This window comes from Bordetella sp. 02P26C-1, assembly GCF_009763255.1.
GTDB lineage: Bacteria > Pseudomonadota > Gammaproteobacteria > Burkholderiales > Burkholderiaceae_B > Bordetella_A.
In genome coordinates, this window is record NZ_WSJB01000003.1 from 22,114 (window position 1) to 41,858 (window position 19,745).

At 59.4% G+C, this 19,745-nt stretch carries 18 protein-coding genes; 4 read left to right on the forward strand and 14 right to left on the reverse strand.

Annotated features, from left to right (window positions below):
- Nucleotides 1–11 precede the first annotated feature (11 nt).
- From GOQ28_RS02070 to GOQ28_RS02115, 10 genes are all read right to left on the reverse strand, one after another.
- A complete protein-coding gene (locus tag GOQ28_RS02070; protein WP_160355248.1) occupies nt 12–1,535 on the reverse strand; it encodes a TolC family protein in 1,524 nt (507 codons plus the stop codon).
- Nucleotides 1,525–3,456 carry an FUSC family protein gene (locus GOQ28_RS02075; RefSeq protein WP_160355249.1) on the reverse strand — a complete coding sequence of 644 codons (1,932 nt, stop codon included), beginning with the start codon at nt 3,454–3,456 and terminating at the stop codon, nt 1,525–1,527. Before GOQ28_RS02075 ends, GOQ28_RS02070 begins: the two co-directional genes overlap by 11 nt.
- Entirely contained in the window at nt 3,443–4,495 is a 1,053-nt protein-coding gene (gene mdtN / locus GOQ28_RS02080) for a multidrug transporter subunit MdtN (protein ID WP_160355250.1), read from the reverse strand. Before mdtN ends, GOQ28_RS02075 begins: the two co-directional genes overlap by 14 nt.
- A 1-nt stretch (nt 4,496) precedes the next feature.
- Nucleotides 4,497–4,781, reverse strand: a complete 285-nt coding sequence (locus GOQ28_RS02085; protein WP_202109602.1) for a YtcA family lipoprotein — start codon at nt 4,779–4,781, stop codon at nt 4,497–4,499.
- Between the two features lie 72 nt (nt 4,782–4,853).
- Nucleotides 4,854–6,251 (reverse strand): glutamate decarboxylase, encoded by a 1,398-nt coding sequence (locus tag GOQ28_RS02090; protein ID WP_160355251.1) that lies wholly within the window; start codon nt 6,249–6,251, stop codon nt 4,854–4,856.
- A gap of 94 nt (nt 6,252–6,345) precedes the next feature.
- Nucleotides 6,346–6,654, reverse strand: a complete 309-nt coding sequence (hdeA, locus tag GOQ28_RS02095) for an acid-activated periplasmic chaperone HdeA (RefSeq protein WP_160355252.1) — start codon at nt 6,652–6,654, stop codon at nt 6,346–6,348.
- Between the two features lie 362 nt (nt 6,655–7,016).
- Nucleotides 7,017–7,550, reverse strand: a complete 534-nt coding sequence (locus GOQ28_RS02100; protein WP_160355253.1) for a DUF3455 domain-containing protein — start codon at nt 7,548–7,550, stop codon at nt 7,017–7,019.
- A gap of 225 nt (nt 7,551–7,775) precedes the next feature.
- On the reverse strand, nt 7,776–9,398 hold the full coding sequence (gene groL, locus GOQ28_RS02105) for a chaperonin GroEL (protein WP_160355254.1): 1,623 nt from the start codon (nt 9,396–9,398) through the stop codon (nt 7,776–7,778).
- Nucleotides 9,399–9,430: 32 nt separating this feature from the next.
- Complete coding sequence (locus tag GOQ28_RS02110; RefSeq protein WP_160355255.1) at nt 9,431–9,748, reverse strand: co-chaperone GroES; 318 nt, start codon at nt 9,746–9,748, stop codon at nt 9,431–9,433.
- Between the two features lie 161 nt (nt 9,749–9,909).
- Nucleotides 9,910–10,527, reverse strand: a complete 618-nt coding sequence (locus GOQ28_RS02115; protein WP_160355256.1) for a diguanylate cyclase — start codon at nt 10,525–10,527, stop codon at nt 9,910–9,912.
- A 153-nt stretch (nt 10,528–10,680) separates the two neighbouring features.
- Here GOQ28_RS02115 and modA point away from each other — a divergent pair, with 153 nt between their 5' ends.
- Genes modA through modC form a run of 3 tightly spaced genes read left to right on the forward strand, consistent with a single transcriptional unit; the run spans nt 10,681 to nt 13,199 of the window.
- Entirely contained in the window at nt 10,681–11,424 is a 744-nt protein-coding gene (gene modA, locus GOQ28_RS02120; RefSeq protein ID WP_160355257.1) for a molybdate ABC transporter substrate-binding protein, read from the forward strand.
- Between the two features lie 12 nt (nt 11,425–11,436).
- Nucleotides 11,437–12,120 (forward strand): molybdate ABC transporter permease subunit, encoded by a 684-nt coding sequence (modB, locus tag GOQ28_RS02125; protein ID WP_160355258.1) that lies wholly within the window; start codon nt 11,437–11,439, stop codon nt 12,118–12,120.
- Nucleotides 12,117–13,199 (forward strand): molybdenum ABC transporter ATP-binding protein, encoded by a 1,083-nt coding sequence (modC, locus tag GOQ28_RS02130; RefSeq protein WP_160355259.1) that lies wholly within the window; start codon nt 12,117–12,119, stop codon nt 13,197–13,199. The genes modB and modC overlap by 4 nt, the downstream gene beginning before the upstream one ends.
- Before the next feature lie 26 nt (nt 13,200–13,225).
- On the opposite strand, the gene GOQ28_RS02135 is transcribed toward modC, so the two are convergent.
- Nucleotides 13,226–14,128 (reverse strand): Hint domain-containing protein, encoded by a 903-nt coding sequence (locus GOQ28_RS02135; RefSeq protein WP_160355260.1) that lies wholly within the window; start codon nt 14,126–14,128, stop codon nt 13,226–13,228.
- Nucleotides 14,129–14,512: 384 nt separating this feature from the next.
- On the opposite strand from GOQ28_RS02135, the gene GOQ28_RS02140 reads away from it, so the two are divergent.
- The gene (locus tag GOQ28_RS02140; protein WP_160355261.1) at nt 14,513–14,890 is read left to right on the forward strand and encodes a hypothetical protein; all 378 of its coding nucleotides are present in this window, start codon (nt 14,513–14,515) and stop codon (nt 14,888–14,890) included.
- 30 nt (nt 14,891–14,920) lie between these two features.
- Here the strand turns inward: GOQ28_RS02140 and GOQ28_RS02145 are convergent, their stop codons facing one another.
- The 3 genes from GOQ28_RS02145 to GOQ28_RS02155 all read right to left on the reverse strand — a co-directional run bounded on the left by GOQ28_RS02145 (nt 14,921) and on the right by GOQ28_RS02155 (nt 19,518).
- The gene (locus GOQ28_RS02145) at nt 14,921–16,582 is read right to left on the reverse strand and encodes a GMC family oxidoreductase (RefSeq protein WP_160355262.1); all 1,662 of its coding nucleotides are present in this window, start codon (nt 16,580–16,582) and stop codon (nt 14,921–14,923) included.
- Between the two features lie 183 nt (nt 16,583–16,765).
- Complete coding sequence (locus GOQ28_RS02150) at nt 16,766–17,224, reverse strand: hemerythrin domain-containing protein (protein ID WP_202109603.1); 459 nt, start codon at nt 17,222–17,224, stop codon at nt 16,766–16,768.
- A gap of 53 nt (nt 17,225–17,277) precedes the next feature.
- Nucleotides 17,278–19,518, reverse strand: a complete 2,241-nt coding sequence (locus GOQ28_RS02155; RefSeq protein WP_160355263.1) for a catalase — start codon at nt 19,516–19,518, stop codon at nt 17,278–17,280.
- Nucleotides 19,519–19,745: the final 227 nt, after the last annotated feature.

Below are 19,745 nucleotides of genomic sequence, written 5' to 3' on the forward strand. Positions count from 1 at the left end.
ATTCTTTCCAACTAGTTTCGCGGCACGCCCTTACGCCGCTGCGTGTTCTGCTGGGGAAATGCTTGATCGATCTTGCCTAATGCAAGGGCGAGCGCCGCGGCCGCTGACAGCGCCGCGGCATGCGCGTCCGTCTGCGCGCTGCGAGCGGCCAACAGTCCATTCGCCGCCTCGGTCGCGACGGTGACGGTGCCCAAACCCTGCTTATAACTGTCGAACGCCGCGTCATAGGTAATGCGCGCCGTCTCCACCAGCGTGGTCGCCGCCTCATAAGATGCCAAGGCGTTTTCCAGCAGGTTGTTGGCCACGACAATCTCACTGATCGCCGCCGCGCGGAGCTTGTCCAACGTGGCGCGCGCGGCGTTTACGCGTTCGCGGGCGTCATGCAGGCGCGCGGAGCGCAGGCCTCCGTCGTAGATTGGCATGGACATCCCCAGGAAGATCGCTCGCGCCGAACCGTTGTTCGCCAGACCCGCGATGGGCCCCAGGGCGACTTCTTCGTTACCGCCTACCGCGAAGCCGGCGAGAAAGACCTTGGGCGCGAAGGCCGCCCGCGCGGCATCCACACCACTTTCGGCGGCTTTCAAGGAAGCGACGCTGGCCAATACATCAGGCCGATCAGCCAACGCACGCTGTAGCACCGCGCCTGCAGGCAACTCGCTGGCACTGGGCAAAGGCGCGGTGGTGCTATCGGCGACTTGCAACACGGTACCGTAAGGCAGCCCAAGTTTGTCGAGCAAGACCTGATAGGCATTGCGTTGCGCGCCCTCGGCGGTGACGCGCTGCAGCTGCGATTGCGCGACCTGTTGACGAGCCTGCGCAACCTCCACCGTGGTGGCCAGCCCGCTTTTCCTGCGCGCCTCGGCGGCTGCCAGTACCGCCTCGCTATTGCGTAGCGCCTGCACGGCGATCCGACTGCGTTGTCGTGCCGCGCCGAAGGCGTAGTAGGCGTTGGCCACCTCATAAGCCAGCTGCTGATGCACGGCGTTAAACGAGAAATTAGCGGCGATCGACAGATTGCGTGCCGCTTCGTGCGTGGCGTCGCGTTGGCCAAAATCGAACAATAACCACTCCAGGCCGATACCGGCCGCCACGCCGTTGGCCGACGATCGCACCGTTAAACGCTCGTCCAGCACCTCGGGCAAACGCCATCGCGTGGACACATAGCCGCCCATCACATTGGCCGACAGCATGGGCAGATAGGCGGCCTCTGTCAGCCCTATCCCCGAAGCAGCCTGACGCGCCTGACTCCAGGCGACCCGGGTCAGCGGGTTGTTGAACTGCGCGATATCGATCAATGCGGGCAAGTCATAGGCCTGATCTTGCTTGGGTTGCTGGGCACCGCCATTGAACTGGGGAGATGACGCCGAGGCACCGTCTACGGCGAGCGCGCGCCATTGCGCCGAAACAGAGGGTGGCGTCCAGGGACGATGGGCGGACGCGGGTGCGTACTCGGAATCCGTCGCGCAAGCCGCCAGCGTTATGGCCAGCACCGATGCTGCCACCAGTCGGACATGGCGGATGATGTCAGCGCTCATGAATCAGCTTCTCCAGGTGACGAATGTCATCCTCTAACAGGTTAGCCGCGCGAGCAACGGGCTTGCGCGAGGCCGCAGTCGTCTGGCCACGACTCGATTCGTCGATTTCGATGGGCACCGCAGACTTTTGATTGGTGGCAGCCACGTTTTCCAGGCGCGGCGCGACTCCGCTGGCGTCACCCGAAGCTGACGCCAACCTTGTCGTCAGCCGCCGCAGAGCCGTCATCACCCGTACGGCCCGCCATAGCTTCGCTTGCGTTGCACGTCGCACCGACATCTCGAAGTAAGCCAGACCCAGGACTCGCCTGCAGTCGGCCAGATGGCTCGCGACACGCGAAACATAAGCCAGGCGCAGATCGTGCGAATGTTTACCTTCAACCTGTTTGGTATTGCGTGCCAGCGCCGCGAGGTTGGCGATCGCATCGTGAATACTTTCCCACGCGCGCCGGATCGCGCTGACAGGCCATAAGCGCGTGAACACCAAATAAAGCACGCAGTTGCCCAGCAACACACCGACGATCCGATCGCGTGCCGTGTCCATATCGAAGGTGGGCCCGAATCCCTGCAACACGGTCAGAAGAAACGCCAGGGCAACTTGCACGCCAGCATAAGACGCACGCTCATTGCCCACCCAAACCCAGGCGGCGCCGAACGTACCAAGGAAAACCAACAGCATGATGGCGCCCACCGAGGTGATGTGCGGCATCACGAAGAGTATCGAGGCAATGCCAAGCGCCGCACCGATGAGACAACCCGTTATTCGCAAAACCAGCTTGTGCGCGGTCTCGGCGACGGAGCCCAGCGCAGCGACATAGCAAGTGATCAATGCCGTGTGTATGCCCTGCCACTGCACAGCTGTATAGATCAAATAGCAGATGACCGCCGCTGCGGTGGTTTTGACGGCATAGCGTACATGCTCGCGGTTCGTGAAGGCGTCGGCGCGCAGGAACGGTTCGGCGGGCGCGTCACTGGGATAATCGTCAGGCGTGCCTGCAAGATCATGAAGCGCGCGCCACATAGTTTGTTCGGCTCCGCCGATGCCTGGAGGCAAGCTCTCGCTGATTTCCACGGCCTCGCCTCTCCCCAACGATTCACCTGCCTGACGCAACACTGCGGCCAGGGCATCGCGGCTCGGCTGCGGCGTGCTCGTCGGTAGGGCCAACACCGCCAGCGCGATCCGGTAACTTTCAACCAAGGCACGGGCCAGGCGTCTGTGTTCAGCGCTGCGTCCCAGCGCCAGCATCTTGGTCATCTTGAGACGTTTGAGCGCTTCCTCCTGGCCTTCCCACACCGCTTCGGCAACGCGTGCCCGCGCGGACGGATCAGGGTGCTGCGCGAGATCGGCGCAGGCAAGCAGGCGATCTTGCACGCATTGGCGCAACAAGCTGATGGGCTTGAGACCCATCGTCATGTTCACGATCAAAACGCAGGCCATGGGCATGGTCGCCATCAGGCCTGCATAGAGAATCCCTCGCGTAGCGAGCTCGCCCGTCGGCGCAATGCTCAACAGGGTCAATACAAACGCAATGACCAGCGCGATGATGCCGCCAAGCTCACCGAGCAGACTCGCGGACCCTAAATACAGCAAGATTAACGATGCAATCACGAGAGCCACAATGCGCATCGACGGCACATCGATGGTCCATCGCGTCAGCAGCACAAGAATGACCAGCATCATGCCCACCAGCACCGTCAACGCGACGGCCAGGATCGAGCTTTCCGCGGCGTCGGCCTTCATGACGAAGAACACCAGGTAGCAGCTCAGTGCGGCCTCAGGAATCTGATAGACAGCCGCCACCATCGTGGTCAGCGCACACACCAGCGCGATGCGCCAAGTTTGCGCCAGCCTGCCGGGGAATGGATCCGTCAGGTCATGCCACAACAGCCGCATGAACTGGCGCCGCGCCTCAGCACTTTTCATCGGTTTGAACAATAACGGTCGCGGATGCACCGATGCGCATCAGGTCGGCAGGCGGCGCGTCCAACAGCACGCGCACCGGGAACCTTTGCCCCACACGCACCCAGTTCAAGGTCTTGGGCACATACGGCAAGTTGCTCGGAATGGGTATTTCGTCGCCGGGCAACACGCCCCAGCCGATCGAGTCCACACGGCCGCGCAGAATCCGTGACCGATCCTCGGCCACATAGACCTGCACGCACATGCCCGGCCGGACCGCGGATAACTCGGTTTCGAGAAAGCCCGCGCTCGCATACCAATGCGTGGTGTCTATGAGCGTGAATGCCGACTGTGCCGGCAAGATATAGTCGCCGACAGCGACCGACAAGCCCACGACACGGCCATCATTGGGCGCGCGCACTTCGGTTTCGCGCAATTGACGCTCGGCGATGGCCAGTTGCGCACGGGCCTCGGCCACCAGCGCCATGGCGCCCTCTTCCGTGCCAACCAGCACCTTGGCCGCTTCGTGTTGAGCGAGGGCTTCCTCCAGGCTGGTTTCGGCATTTCGCTTCAACGTGCGGGCATCGTCGACCTGCTGCGCGGTGACATAGCCTTTGGGTAGCAAACTTTGCAAGCGCGCCAAGGTTTGCGTGGCCTGAGCCAAATTCACGCGAGCGCGTTGAACTTGTTGCGCGGCGATTTCTACATTCGAGCCTTCGGCGGAGATCCCACGACGTCGCGTGGCCAGTGTCGCCTCGGCCGCTTGCAAGGCCGCGCGGGCCTGCTCGACCTGCAGACGGTAGACCTCGGGATCCAACGTGAATAACAAGTCGCCTTTGGCCACCGCGCTGTTTTCCTGCACCGCGACGAGATTCACGCGGCCGGGCACCGCAGCAGAAATGCGCGCGATGCGTGCTGTCAGGACCGCGTCTTCTGACAACGGGGAAGCCTTGATTCGCGCGTAGTACAACCATCCCAATGCAACGGCCGCGACAACCACGATCAACATCACCGCGATGGCGACGCGTCGCCGGGAAACCTGATGGTCAGTAGCCTTTGGCATATCAGCGCGCGAATAACAACAAGGAGAGTAAGAACATCACGATGGCCGCGATCGCCAGATAAGTCACGAACGGCAGTGGCAGAAACTCATCCAGGCCCAGCCGCACCAAAACAACCCGAGCGATCAATGCGGCCACGCAACCCAGCGCCGCGCAAATCAGCCACGAAGGGAAATACGACTCGAAGACCACCACATACGGTGGCAATGCGGCCGAGCATCCGGCTAGCAACAGCATCGCCGCGAACGCCGTTCCCATTCGCACCGCCTGGCGATGACGATGGTTCATCCACCGCATAACACTCCCCAAAACTGCCTTCACGGCATCGTTGCGACGCCGAAAAAGCAAAACCGCTCATCTTTAATGCATGAATCCGCCAGACTCATCCTGCGCGCCCTGTACGGCCACCGGATGCGACGCGAAATAATCCAGGCAGCGTCGGAAATCGTCGAGCAGCAAGGACGCCAAATCCCGCGACACGCCATGACGCACCAGGATGCGTTGACTCACAAGGTCTTCGCGATTAGCCGGCATGGAATACGCTGGCACCTGCCAGCCACGCGAGCGTAGCCGGTCGGCCAGGTCATAAAGATTGAAGCCGGGATTGACGCCGTCCTTGAGCTTCCAGCACAGGCCGGGGATGCCCTGTTCGCGATCCCCATCGTATAGAACCTCAAATGGCCCAAGCCGGGCGATCTCGGTCGCCAGATAGCGCGCCGTGTCATAGCAGGCGTTCTGAATACGGGAATAACCGTCGCGCCCTAAGCGCAGAAAGTTATAGTACTGAGCCACGATCTGACCTCCTGGGCGCGAAAAATTCAGCGCAAAGGTGGGCATGTTGCCGCCCAGGTAGTTCACGTTAAAGATCAGCTCTTCGGGCAGGTGCGCCGCATCGCGCCAGATCACCCAGCCCACGCCCAGCGGTGCGAGACCGAATTTGTGGCCCGACGTATTAATCGACACCACGCGCGGCAGGCGAAAATCCCATTGCAGATCCGGCGCGCAAAATGGCGCGAGAAACCCGCCGCTGGCGCCATCGACGTGGATCGGGATATCCAGACCCGTTTCTTTCTGTAGCTGATCCAAGGCATCGCTGACGGCCTTGACCGGCTCATACTCGCACGTGAACGTCACCCCGAGCGTGGGCACCACGCCGATGGTGTTCTCGTCGACGCGTTTTATGACTTCTTCGGGCGACATAATCAGCCGGCCCGCTTCCATCGGTATCTCGCGCAATTCCACGTCGAAATAGCGCGCGAATTTATGCCAGCAAATTTGTACCGGCCCGCAAATCAGATTCGGTTTATCGGTCGGCAGACCAGCGGCTTTACGCTTTTTGCGCCAAGCCCATTTCAAAGCCAGGCCACCCAACATGGCCGCTTCGGAAGACCCGGTGGTCGAGCAACCCAGCGTGTTGGCCGCCTCCGGGGAATTCCACAGATCCGCGAGCATGTGCACGCAGCGCGCTTCGATTTCCGCCGTCTGCGGGTATTCGTCCTTGTCGATCATATTCTTATCGATCGACTCGTCCATCAGTTTGTGGACCTCTTCGTCCACCCAGGTCTGGCAGAACGTGGCCAGATTCTGGCGCGAATTTCCGTCCAGCATCAGCTCATCATGCACAACCTGATACGCATGCCGCGGTGCCTGCTCCTTTGCGGGGAACTTATATTTCGGCACGGCCACCGTCAGATCGGTGGAGGCATAGATATCGTCCAGCTCGTCAGCGCGAATGCTGTCTTTGGCGTGCAGAGGCATAGGATGAGTTCAAAAATCCGGTCCATATAGAAAATCGACGGCAAAACACACAGGTTTTGCCGTCGGCAGCGGTTAACGCAGCTTGGTGACCAAATTACTTCTTGGTCACGACGCCCGAGCCAACCAGCGCATCACGCAGAGCAACCTTGGGGTTCTCTTTGCAGTAGGTCAGCAGTTGCGGCTGAACCTTGGCAATGCCTTCGACATCGACCACGGCTTGCTGAACGTCACCGTTGTGGTTCACAGCGGCGGCAAAACCCAATGCGGTGGGGCGAACCGATTCGTCAAGGGTCAGATAATCGCTGCACAGCCACAGGGGCACGGGCTGCTTGGTATCTGCGTGAGTGGTGGCCGAGAACGCGGCCAAGCCAGCTACGGCAACGGCAAAAATAACTTTCTTCATACAAACACCTCCGCTACTGATTAAACCCCTGGAGTTGACAAACGACACGGCAGGGGTAACCGTATCAATTCATTAATCAGTCAAGCACCGGCACACGCTCGACCAGCTATAACTCAGTTGGCATTCGCCAATCGCAAGATACGGCGTATTCGGCCGGGTTGAAACTCGATTTTATATGGATTTGAAACTTTACTTAAGATAAAGTTTCCATCCAAATGACTTAACGCAAGCCGTCGCCGGTAAATCTTTTGGAATTCGGCACTGGGCAGGCACATGCCGCAATAATGTTGCGAGGCAATGAAGGCATATCCTGGGAGCGATCCAATATGAACATGCCTCACCGCAAACTCAATGGCAGAGAATTAGTTGGGTTTCCAGAATACATACAGCGCCTGATAGGGCACTGTTACCTGTTTACCCAGCGCGGCGCTATCGCAGACGCTGTCCGGCGCGCCCCCGCCAGATTGCACGAGACGTTGGATATACGTCACCCCCGAGAGCATTCCGGCCGCACCCGACGGATTCGCCATCACCAGCTGATCGGCCAGGCGCCCGGCGCCGTCGTCTACGCGGACCACGCTCATGCCGGTGAGCCAAGAACCATCAGCCGCGCGCCAGGTCTCGGGCGGGCTCGTGTAACGGCCTTGCTGATTGTCACCATTGAGGGTCGCTTTCGCGCTCTCAATCGTCCAAGCCAGCTGCGGGGGGATATCGGACGACTGATGGCATACGTAAGTGACCGTGCCTTCGGCTGAAGCCCGCCAGGCCACATAGTTGCCGGCCGGGACCTGCATGATCGCCGGTACGCTATCGGCTGCCATCGCGCCGGCAGCGGCGAGACAGCCCGCCACCAAAGACAGACGAGCGAGCTGGCGACGCTGAGAACTGGATTTCATACGAGCTCCTATAAGCACAGAAAAAATGTAATTAACTGCGTACGGATTCTACAGGTCTCATGACACCATTTTCTGATTCCACGCGAAGAGCTCCCCGAAGTACACCTTGACCCACGCACAATCCCGCCGCTCACAGTCATCGGGCACAAGATAGCGACGATAAAAAAGCACCGCGCGATGGCGCGGTGCTTCGAAGCGAAAGCCCAGGCCTTCAGTACATCAGCGTCAGAAGTCCATCGCCTCGGCGGCTGCGGCGGGCGCCTTCGCGTCTTCGGGCGCTTGCGCCACCGTCGCGTCCGTCGTCAAGATCAGACCCGCGATGGAGGCGGCGTTTTGCAATGCGGTACGCGTGACTTTGGTCGGATCTACCACACCGATTTCGACGAGATCGCCATAGTCGCCGGTGGCTGCGTTGTACCCGTAATTGCCCTTGCCCTCGAGGACTTTGGCAATAACGACCGACGGTTCTTCACCCGCGTTGGCAACAATGGTGCGCAGCGGCGCTTCCAACGCGCGCTGGACGATGCGAATGCCTGCGTCCTGATCCGAGTTGGCACCCTTGAGGCTGTCGATCGAAACGCGTGCGCGCAGCAGTGCCACGCCCCCGCCGGGCACAATGCCCTCTTCGACTGCCGCACGCGTGGCGTGCAACGCATCGTCGACGCGGTCCTTCTTCTCTTTCATCTCGACTTCGGTGGCGGCTCCCACCTTGATCACCGCCACGCCGCCGGCCAGCTTGGCCACGCGTTCTTGCAGCTTTTCGCGATCGTAGTCGCTGGTCGCGTCTTCGATCTGTTTGCGAATCGCTTTGACACGCGCATCGATCGCTTCTTGCTTGCCAGCGCCGCCGATGATGATGGTGTCTTCCTTGCGCACCTCGACGCGCTTGGCGCTACCCAGATCCTCGAGGGTAGCCTTATCGAGCTGCTTGCCGGTCTCTTCCGAGATCACGGTCGCGCCAGTGAGAATCGCGATGTCCTCAAGCATGGCTTTGCGACGATCACCAAAGCCTGGAGCCTTCACGGCAGTGACCTTCAGCACTCCTCGCATCGCGTTGACCACCAGCGTGGCGAGCGCTTCGCCTTCGACATCCTCGGCAATGATGAGCAGCGGCTTGCCCGCCTTGGCCGCGCTCTCGAGCACAGGCAGCAGGTCGCGCACGTTGGAGATTTTCTTGTCATACAGAAGCACTAACGGATCATCCAGTTGCGCTACCTGCTTGTCCGGATCCGTGATGAAGTATGGGCTCAGATAGCCACGGTCGAACTGCATGCCTTCGACGACATCCAGTTCGTTATCCAGCGACTTGCCGTCTTCCACGGTGATGACGCCTTCGCGGCCGACTTTGTCCATCGCATCGGCGATGATCTTGCCGATTGCCTCGTCCGCATTGGCAGAGAGTGTGGCGACTTGCGCGGTTTCCTTGCTCGTCGAAATCGGCTTGGACATCTTGCGCAGTTCGTCGACTACCCGAGTGACGGCCTGATCGATGCCTCGCTTCAGATCCATCGGGTTCATTCCAGAAGCCACGTACTTCATACCTTCTTGCACGATGGACTGTGCAAGTACCGTGGCAGTAGTCGTACCGTCACCCGCGACATCGGCCGTTTTCGAGGCGACCTGTTTGACGATCTGCGCACCCATGTTCTCGAACTTGTCTTTTAGTTCGATTTCCTTGGCGACGGACACACCGTCTTTTGTAATCACCGGCGCACCAAAACTGCGCTCGAGCAACACGTTGCGGCCCTTCGGGCCTAGCGTCACCTTGACGGCATCAGCCAGAATGTTCACACCCTTGACGATACGGGCACGGGCGTGGTCGTGAAACTTGACGTCTTTCGCGCTCATGTCATAGCTCCTCAATCAACACTCAAGCGATCTCAAGCGGCTTTTTTCATTTCGCTGTCTTGGGGGGTGAGTACCGCGAAGACTTCTTCTTCGCGCATCACCAATAGCTCCTCGCCATCGACTTTGACGGTCTGGCCAGCATATTTGCCAAAGAGCACGCGATCACCGACCTTGAGTTGGAGCGGGTGAACGGAACCGTCGTTACTCCGCTTTCCCTGACCCACGGCCAAGACCTCGCCTTGCTCGGGTTTCTCTGCCGCCGAGTCGGGGATGACGATGCCCGAGGCGGTCTGGCGCTGCTGTTCGATTCGCTTGACGACAATCCGATCGTAGAGGGGACGGATCTTCATGACTCTATCTCCTGTAGTCTTGATCATCAAAAAGTGAACGACCGGCACGGGGTGGCGTCACGGCGGCACCGCCGAAGCCGTACAACCCTGCGGGGTTGCGCACCAGATTTATGGGCCTGTGCCCGGGATTCAAGAGCCGAAATTGCGACAAATTGAAACTGTCAAATCAGCAGCTGCCGCGCGTGACCCAAGCGATATATGACCCTGCGGCGCAACTCTCTGCCATCGGGCTGAGGCGCCACGGGACACGGCATCGAGCGGCCGCCATCCGCATCCAGCGTCCCGTCATCCCCATCTATCTGACTCCAGACTCCGCCTTTGCGCGGCCGGAACAGCCAGCGCACATAACCACGGCGAGCGGCCAAATCCAATAAAGCTTGATGGTCTGGCGCTTCGACTACCATGGCCTCATCGGCGTAATCTGTGTCGGAGTAATCGGCAAACGCGCGACGACAGGCCAGCGCCTCGGAATCCGGCGCGTTCAGCCGCCACCAGGCGGGCCGGGCAATACGTTCGACCTCCCAGGCGCCCAAGCGCCATCCGGCGTCAAGCATGGCACGATCAATGGCAGCGTAACTATCCCAGCGTTGATTGACCTGCACCGCAGAGCCCGCTACCGAAAGCAGCGCCCCGGAAACGTCCGGGTCTGCCCTGAAACCATGCCAATGCATCACCAGCATCAACGGCGTGTCCGTCTTACGCGTGGCACTCACCGTAACGGCGAAGAGCGGCAGGCGCAGCGCCGCCGTATGGGCCGTGATCGTTTCGAGTATATCCATCCACTTGCCTCCCGAAATAGAGCGGCAAAACGCTGTGAAGAACAACGAATCCGAAGTGTCAATTTATCGCTTTGAGTGAGCCGGCTCAAGCATCATCCGCGGTCACAGGCCGATGGTATTCTTGCGCTTTCATCCGGCCCAGCCAGACAAGATATGAGGCGCTTGCTGTTCACCGTGGTTTTCTCGCTCGTCTTTCCATTGAGCGCCCATGCGGCCGAAGCGCTCATCGCGGTGGCGTCCAACTTCACCGCGCCGATGAAAAAGCTCGCCCCGATGTTTGAACGAGAGACCGGGCATAAGCTCACCCTTGCGTTCGGCTCCACAGGCAAGTTTTACGCACAGATCCACCACGGTGCGCCATTTGACGTCTTGCTGGCGGCGGATGAAGCGATCCCCGCAAAGCTCGAGCAAGAAGGCATGGGCTCCAGGCGGTATACGTATGCGTTGGGACGACTCGTGCTCTGGAGCGCACAAGCCGACTTGGTGGACAACCAAGGCGCTGTGTTGCAGCAAACACCACTTGGTCGCCTCGCCATTGCCGATCCGAGACTTGCCCCCTACGGCGCCGCCGCGATACAAACGCTGGAGAGGCTGGGACGTCTGACAGCTTGGCGTCCACAATTTGTCGTCGGGGAAAACATCTCCCAAGCGTTCCAGTTCGCCTCCACCGGTAATGCGCCATTGGGCTTTGTCGCAATGGCGCAGATATATGTTGATGGCCGATTGCAATCCGGCTCGGCCTGGATCGTGCCTCAGAGCCTCTACCAACCCATCCGTCAAGATGCCATCCTTCTTGGAAAAGCCGAACACAACGATGCGGCGACTGCGTTCATGAAGTTTCTGCGCAGCGAGGCCGCCGTTGCCGTGTTGCGGGATTATGGCTATACGTTCGAATAAGCGGTTCCGTCAATGCCCTTGACTGACGACATCCTACAAGCGATCTCGCTCACGCTAAAGCTGGCAATCTGCACCACCTTGGTTCTGCTCGTCATCGCTACGCCTGTAGCATGGTGGTTGGCGCGCTCGACTTCACGCTGGCGTGCGCCGGTATCGGCGCTGGTCACCCTCCCGCTAGTGCTGCCACCCACGGTGCTGGGGTTCTACTTGCTCGTCGCGCTCGGGCCGCATGGTCCGGTGGGAACGCTTACGCAGTCATTGGGTTTGGGAGTGTGGTCGTTTACTTTTACCGGCTTACTGATAGGATCGGTCGTATCGTCCCTGCCCTTCGCCGTCCAACCGATGCAGTATGCGTTTGAATCGCTAGGCGCGCGGCCCTTGGAGGTGGCGGCCACGTTGCGGGCCTCGCCGCTGGACGCATTTTTTACGGTGGCGCTGCCACAGTCATGGCCGGGTTTCCTCACCGCTTTTGTTCTGACATTCGCCCACACCGTGGGCGAGTTTGGCGTGGTGTTGATGATCGGTGGCAACATTCCGGGTAGCACTCAGGTCGTCTCAACGTTGATATACGGGCATGTCGAGGCATTGGAATATACGTCCGCACATGCGCTGGCGGCGGCGATGCTGATATTCAGCTTCGTCGTGCTGCTGACACTGACTGCCCTGCGGCGCCGCCAGGGCAGGGTGTTGCCATGACAACGAATTTACACATTTCCCTGCGGCTGAACCGCGCCGACTTTCAGGTAGAACTGGATTTGCAGTTGCCAGCCCAGGGCATCACGGTCCTGTATGGGCACTCGGGCTCGGGGAAGACCAGCGTACTGCGCTGTGTAGCCGGGCTGGAACGTGCCGTGCACGCCCATATCCGTCTGGGCGACGAGGTCTGGCAAGACGATCAGGCGAACCGATTCGTCCCCCCCCACCGCCGCCCGATTGGCTATGTGTTTCAGGAAGCCAGTCTGTTCGAACACCTCGATGTGGCGGGCAACCTTCACTATGGGAGAAAGCGCACCCGCCACGCCGACGCTGCGGCGATGTTGCAGACGGCGATCGACCTGCTGGGCATTCGGCAGTTACTGAATCGGCGCGTCGCGCAACTGTCGGGCGGCGAGCGCCAGCGTGTCGCGATTGCCCGCGCCTTGGCGACCATGCCGCGACTGTTATTGCTGGACGAACCATTGGCGGCGCTGGATGGCCCGCGACGACGTGAGATCATGCCCTGGCTGGAAAAGCTCAAGACCGAGCTCGACCTGCCGATGCTTTATGTCACCCACTCGACAGATGAGCTCGCGCGGCTGGCCGACTATCTGGTGCTGCTTGAGCAGGGTAAGGCCAAAGCCGCTGGCCCCGTGCACGAGATGCTATCGCGTCTTGATGTGCCTATCAGCTTAGGCGAGGATGCCGGCGCACTGATCGAGGGCGAGGTGGTCGAGCGCAGCATCGCTTGGCATCTGGCGAGAATCGAATTCAAGGTCGGATCGCTGTGGTTGCGCGACGAGGGTTGTACTGTAGGCCGCCGGGTACGGCTGCGCGTGCTGGCACGCGATGTCAGTCTCACGACCGTCGCCCCTGCCCATACCAGTATTCAGAATCACCTCTCTTGCGTTGTCGAGTCCATCGCGCCCGATACGCACCCATCGCAAGTCCTGCTGCGCTTACAGTGCGGATCGGCAACCCTGCTGGCTCGGATTACGCGGCGCGCGCAGAGCGACCTCGGGCTGCAGCCCGGCAGTCGCGCCTGGGCGCTGGTGAAGTCGGTCGCGCTGGTTTCCTGAGCGATCCGGCGGCGTGGCGTGCCCCGTCAGGCCGCCTCGCGACGCGCCCGCAGCGCGACAGCACGCGTCGCGAGTTTGTCGCGTATCGGCGCGATGTCCTGCGGCTTTCGCAGTGCGACGAAACCCGGACGATCCGCCATACGTCGATGCGTATCAGCAGGCTGCAAAGTCGTCACATCGACATTTTGGAAAAAATCCCGGTTGCCACCGTCAGCCCACGATTCCGAAAACACACCGTAGGTCCGGATCACATCAAACTGATCCAGTTCGACATGGTAGTAGCTGAACTCGGTGGTCGCGGATTCTTGAACGATCGATTCCCCGTTGATGAGGTCACGCGCGCGTACCAAAACGCCGTCGATATAGAGATGATGCCAGGGCGAAACACGCAGCGTGTGACTAGGCTGATTGGCCCCTAGTGCACCCGCAGAGATACGTACAGGCAGGCACGCAGCTCGCTGCTCTGGCGTGCGCAGCGTGACCGCATGATAGTGACGCCAACCTAGCCATTTCACCGTGCGAAGACCAGTGCTGCCCCAAACTCTATCCCCCGGAATCAGGCATTCGATCGGCACAGCACCGCGATCGGTATCAATCATTGACCCTTTCACAAAGCACACTGGAAATTGGTTGTCATTGAGCGTCAAAATTTCGCCCGGGGGGTAGTCGCGGTTATACGTGAGCAGACGAAAGTCTCCATACTCATTCTCGACCAACACGCCATCGCTGGTGAATCCCACCACCCACTCAGTACGTTCCCCGGTGACGTCTTGGACCGTCAGTGCATCTCCCACATTGAAAGCATCAACCACCGACGTGTTTGTTGCCACCACGGGCACATCGTTGTAACCGGTCCAGATGTAATGAAAATCGCGGTTGGGTCCAGATACCTGGACGTTGTAGTAACCGGGGGGAGAAAAAGTGGCCATGAGATTCCTATAACAAAGGTGCTTGGATGTAACTAAAAAACAAATCTCCGAGCATTGTTTTTCCTACCCCACGTCCGGATCTGGCCGTAGGTTCCATTCGCGATCGGAGTCCCGGAGTGGGCGAGTATAAAGCAGCGCGCTGGACTGCTGAGGCGTGACCAAAGCGATGCCAGTGCCATGCAAAATTGTTGCCGTGACAACTATTTTTCGATGCACATACGGAATTATGACGTGCATATGAAACTAAATGCAATGCACCAAAGCGCACGAATTCGCCGATGCTACACTCGCCCGGGCAAAATTAGTCCGACGTATAAAAACATAAAACAATGGACGACTTAACTTGCCTTGAACCTTGCAAACTTGATAAAGACGACACGATTCATGCTCCGTAAAACACTCTTTGCCTTGGGTATTTGCTTCGCGCTTTCCGGTTGCGAAACCTTGTCTGGATCGACCGGGGACAAATTCAGCCCGACCGCATTGCGCCAGAACATAAAGATTGGCGTCTCCACCCCAGACGACATACGCGCGATATATGGACGCCCGGACTATGTAGTGGACGGCCCGAACGGCCCCGATTACTGGGCCTACGACGTGGACGACACAACCAATTCAATGATCCAGAAGGCAGTCAGCTTTATTCCGGTGTACGGTGCCGGCGAGGCCGCTCGTCAGGTGGGCGACGATCGGGACCTCAGCATTTATTTCCAAAACAACCGCGTGACCAGCTACAGCTTGTCCAACAGCAGGCCAAAGTGAGCGCTTGGCCGTAGCGTCCATGGCGAGGGCTCATTGCCCGGCCAATATCCAGCGCGCGGCTTTTTCAGCAATCATCAATGTGGGGCTATTCGTATTGCCGCTCACGATGCTGGGCATGACGCTGGCATCGACAACACGCAGCCCCGATACGCCATAGACCCGAAGGTGGGAATCAACGACCGCCATCGGGTCTGTGTCGCGGCCCATCTTCGCGGTACCGACCGGGTGAAAAATTGTGGTCGCGATATCCCCCGCCAGCCGCGCGAGCTCGTCGTCCGTCTGAAACTCGCTACCCGGCTTGACTTCAACCGGCTGATACGCGGCCAGCGCCGGCTGACTCACGATCTTGCGCGTGACACGCAGAGAATCCGACGCGACCTTCCGATCGGCTTCCGTACTGAGATAGTTGGGTCGTATGGCGGGTGCTTGCGCGGGATCGGGCCCCTGGATCTGCACGCTGCCCCGGCTGGTGGGGTTAAGGTTGCACACGCTGGCCGTGAAGGCATTGAACGTATGCAACGGTTCTCCGAACGCATCCAAACTTAAGGGTTGCACGTGATACTCGATATTGGGATAAGGCTGCGAAGGATCACTACGGGTAAAAGCACCAAGTTGAGAAGGCGCCATGCTCATCGGCCCTGTACGACGCAACGCATATTCAATTCCGATCATCGCCTTGCCCCATCGCGTACTAGAGATCTGGTTCAGCGTGCGCGTGCCTTCGACCTTGTACACAGTGCGGATCTGCAGATGATCTTGAAGATTCGCACCCACGCCTGGTTTGTCCAGCAGGACCTGCACCCCATGACGCTGCAGTAACGAGCCCGGCCCTATTCCGGACAGCTGTAATAGCTGCGGCGTCCCAATACTGCCTGCCGCCAGGATGACTTCGCCACGTGCCGCGATGCTTACCCGCGCCCCATCGCGTATAACTTCGACGCCACGGCAAGCGAGGCCTCTATCCGTGGATTGCTTGAGCGTCAACTTCACGACCTGTGTATGCGTCCACAAGGTGAAATTAGGCCGCTTCATGCAGACAGGCCGCAGAAATGCTTTGGCTGCATTCCAGCGCCATCCCGATTTCTGATTGACCTCGAAATAGCCTACGCCCTCGTTGGTCCCTTGATTGAAATCGTCACTGGCGGGGATACCTGCCTGTTGAGCCGCCGCGGCGAACGCATCGAGAATATCCCAACGCAGACGCTGTTTTTCTACGCGCCACTCGCCACCGTTACCATGAAAGCGTGCGAAATTCGTATCGCCCGTGGCTTGAGCGCGCCCGCCGTCGAGCCGGTAATGATCTTCATGCCTCATAAAATCCGGCAAGCAATTTTGCCAAGACCACGCCGCGTCGCCCGTCAGCTCGGCCCACGCATCGTAGTCGCGCGCTTGCCCTCGCATGTAGATCATGCCGTTGATGCTAGAGCAACCACCCAACGTCTTGCCGCGCGGATAACGGAGTGTGCGACCGTTTAAACCCGGATCCGGCATGGTGCTGTAGCACCAATCCGTGCGCGGGTTGCCGATGCAGTAGAGATACCCCACCGGCACGTGTATCCAGTGATAGTTGTCCTTGCCGCCAGCCTCGATTAGCAGGACGCGCTTTCTGCCATCGGCTGATAAGCGGTTGGCCAGTAAGCAGCCTGCGGTGCCCGCGCCAATGATGACGTAGTCATACTCCTGTTCTGCCATCCTCGCTCCTGTCTCGTCGTGATGCCGTGTGCCTTGGTCGGGTCGGAAATACGGCTGTCGTTGTTTCCATAGTTTAAAGCGAGTGACGTACTGGCTCACGTACAGCGAGCCACGATGCAAACACGGCTGCGCCTCTGACGAGGGGCAGCCGTGTAACGGACCAGGATGCTGATGAACGCAGCCTTAGCCAGCCAGTTCCAGCTTCATGCGCTCATAGTCCTTGAGGTATTTGAGCGCGAGCTCTTCCTTTTGACCGGCCTTAAGGATCTTGCCGGACACCTGAAAAAACTTCTTTTCCTCTTCACGCAAATGATGGTGCACCTCTTCGGAAAGCTTCTTGGCCTGCGTCAGCCAGGCCTCCCCTTCCGGTTCAAGCTTTCCCAGCTTCTCGACACACTCGTCGATCTCATGATGCTCGGCGAGCGCATGGCGCGAGGAATTGAGCCCCATATCGTCCATCAACATAGGAGCGTACAGGAACCTTTCTTCCGCAGCCGCATGAGCGGCGAGTTCCAACTTGAGTTCACGATACAGGTCACGCCGGCGCGTCTCGTCCACGGGGCTACGCACCAGCCTGCGGCACAACGTCCTCTGGACTTCGTGACTCACCCGCAGCGCTTCGTATATATTCAGCTTGGCCAACTCCGGTCTCCTTACAGAATTGCTTGACGGTTTATCTAAAACCACGCTCCTTACTAGACGGCGGGCGGGTCCGTTTCGCGCTCCGGATGGCGATGGCGTTCGATCGCAGCGACGAAGCCCTTGGCCGCAATCGCGTCATATTTCGCCACGATGAGCAAGCCCGGATCGACGTCGGCCGCCGGCAGACCTGCCGCCTCGAATACCCTGCGACCCTCGCCCACCGCCATTAAAGGTTTACCGTGGCGGAACGCGTCGCGTACATATTCCAACGCCAATCCGTTGTTAACGAGAGCGTCCGCCGTCGCATGGCCACCTGCGCAAAGTACCGCATCGAACAACACAGACGGGCTGTTCTCAAAGGACGCATCCGCATCGAGCGCATCGCCGTTTTGCCCCTGTAGCAAACCGACATGCGGGCCCACCAGCCGCACGACCGCCCCCTTGTCGATCAGCGACTTGGCTATCGACTGAACCGACGCGGCATCCGTGCCATCGGCGACCATGCTGGCGATCTTGCGCGAGGCAATGCCGCCCTCGCCGGGACGCGCCAACAGCGACAAAAACGCCGACTTCTTGATTTCCGGCTTGACGGGCGCGGCCGCGCGCGGCAACGGATCAGGAAGCTCTGGCATCCCCAGTTTGGTTGCTACCGTCGCCGCCAGGTCCTCGGAGATATTGCGCAGCATAGCCACGGTGCGACGACGGATCCCAGGTACCGTGACCTTGCTCAGCTCGAACGCCAGGGCATCCGCGATGTGCTTCTTTTCTATATCCGATTGGCTCTCATAAAAGAGGGTAGCTTGGTTGTAGTGTTCCGCGAATTTTTCAGGCTTGCCGCGCAGCTCGACACTGTCGACCGGCTCGGGGAAAGGAATAAAGCCCTTATTCCCAGCCTGAAACGGGCACCCCCCTGCCAACGAATTCGGCTCATAGGCCACTCGCCCTCGATGTATCGCCTGGCGGTGCATGCCGTCACGCTGATTGTTATGCACGGGCGCGACCGGCGCGTTGATCGGCAGCTCGTGAAAATTGGGTCCGCCAAGCCGGGAAATCTGCGTATCCACATAAGAATGAATCCGCCCCGCCAACAGCGGATCATTCGTAAAGTCGATCCCCGGCACGACATGCGCGGTGCAGAACGCAACCTGCTCGGTTTCGGCAAAGAAATTGTCAGGGTTTCGGTTCAACACCATACGCCCGATAGGCCGTATCGGAACAAGCTCTTCAGGGATCAGCTTGGTTGCATCCAGCACATCGAAGCTAAAGGCTTCTGCCTGCTCTTCGCTAAAGACCTGTACGCCGAGTTCCCATTCCGGATAGGCCCCCGCCTCGATCGCTTCCCAAAGGTCGCGGCGATGATAATCCGGGTCCGCGCCCGAAATCTTTACCGCCTCGTCCCAGACATGCGAGTGTGTGCCGAGCTTAGGATTCCAATGAAACTTCACCAGGCTCGCGCGGCCCTCGGCCGTGACAAACCGGAAGGTATGCACACCGAAGCCTTGCATCATGCGGTAGCTGCGCGGAATGCCGCGATCCGACATCGCCCACCTGATCATGTGAGCCGACTCGGGCATCAACGAGATAAAGTCCCAAAAGGTATCGTGAGCGGATGCCGCCTGTGGCATTCCGTGATGGGGTTCGGGCTTGACGGCATGCACGAGATCAGGGAACTTCATCGCGTCTTGAATAAAGAACACCGGCATGTTGTTGCCCACCAGATCCCAATTACCCTGGTCTGTATAGAACTTCACCGCGAAGCCACGCACATCGCGGGCCGTGTCCTTGGACCCTAGCTCACCCGCAACCGTTGAAAACCGAACGAAGACGGGTGTCTTCTTGCCAGCCTCGGCAAACAACGACGCACAGGTGATATCGGTCAATGGCTCATAGCACTGGAAAAAGCCATGTGCGGCCGAGCCGCGCGCGTGCACAATACGTTCGGGAATGCGCTCATGATCGAAGTGAGTGATCTTCTCGCGCAGGATGAAATCTTTTAATAATGCGGGTCCCCGCAGTCCGGCCTTTAACGAGCTTTGGTTGTCCGCGATGGGAACACCTTCGTTAGTCGTCATCGCCTGCCCGCCGCCATCCGCGCGCACACGGGCGAGTTCCCCGCCCACCGCGTTTTTCCCAACTTTCGCGCGGCCTGAGGTTTTCGCCGAGCGATTCTTCTCTGATAGCGTACTCGCGGTGGCTGAGCCGTCTGGCGGTTCTGCGGTCTGACCTACTGGCGGCGATTCGGCGCGACCATATTCACTGGATTTGTTCTCGTTCTCGGCAATCGCGTCGACCATTTGCCCTACGGCGATCGCCTGCTTCAAGGCTGGATGACTCGCGTCCTTTGAAGGGGGGAAGCGCTGGCGCGCTATCGGTGTTGAAGTAGGCGGTATCGACCGCACTTTGCTGCCCACCCTTGGACGGGGCCCGCTTCTTATTCGCCATGCTCAATGACTCCTTCTCAGATACCGCGCGACGGCGGCAGGGGGAATGCCACTCACGTGTATGAATAAAGATGAAGTAA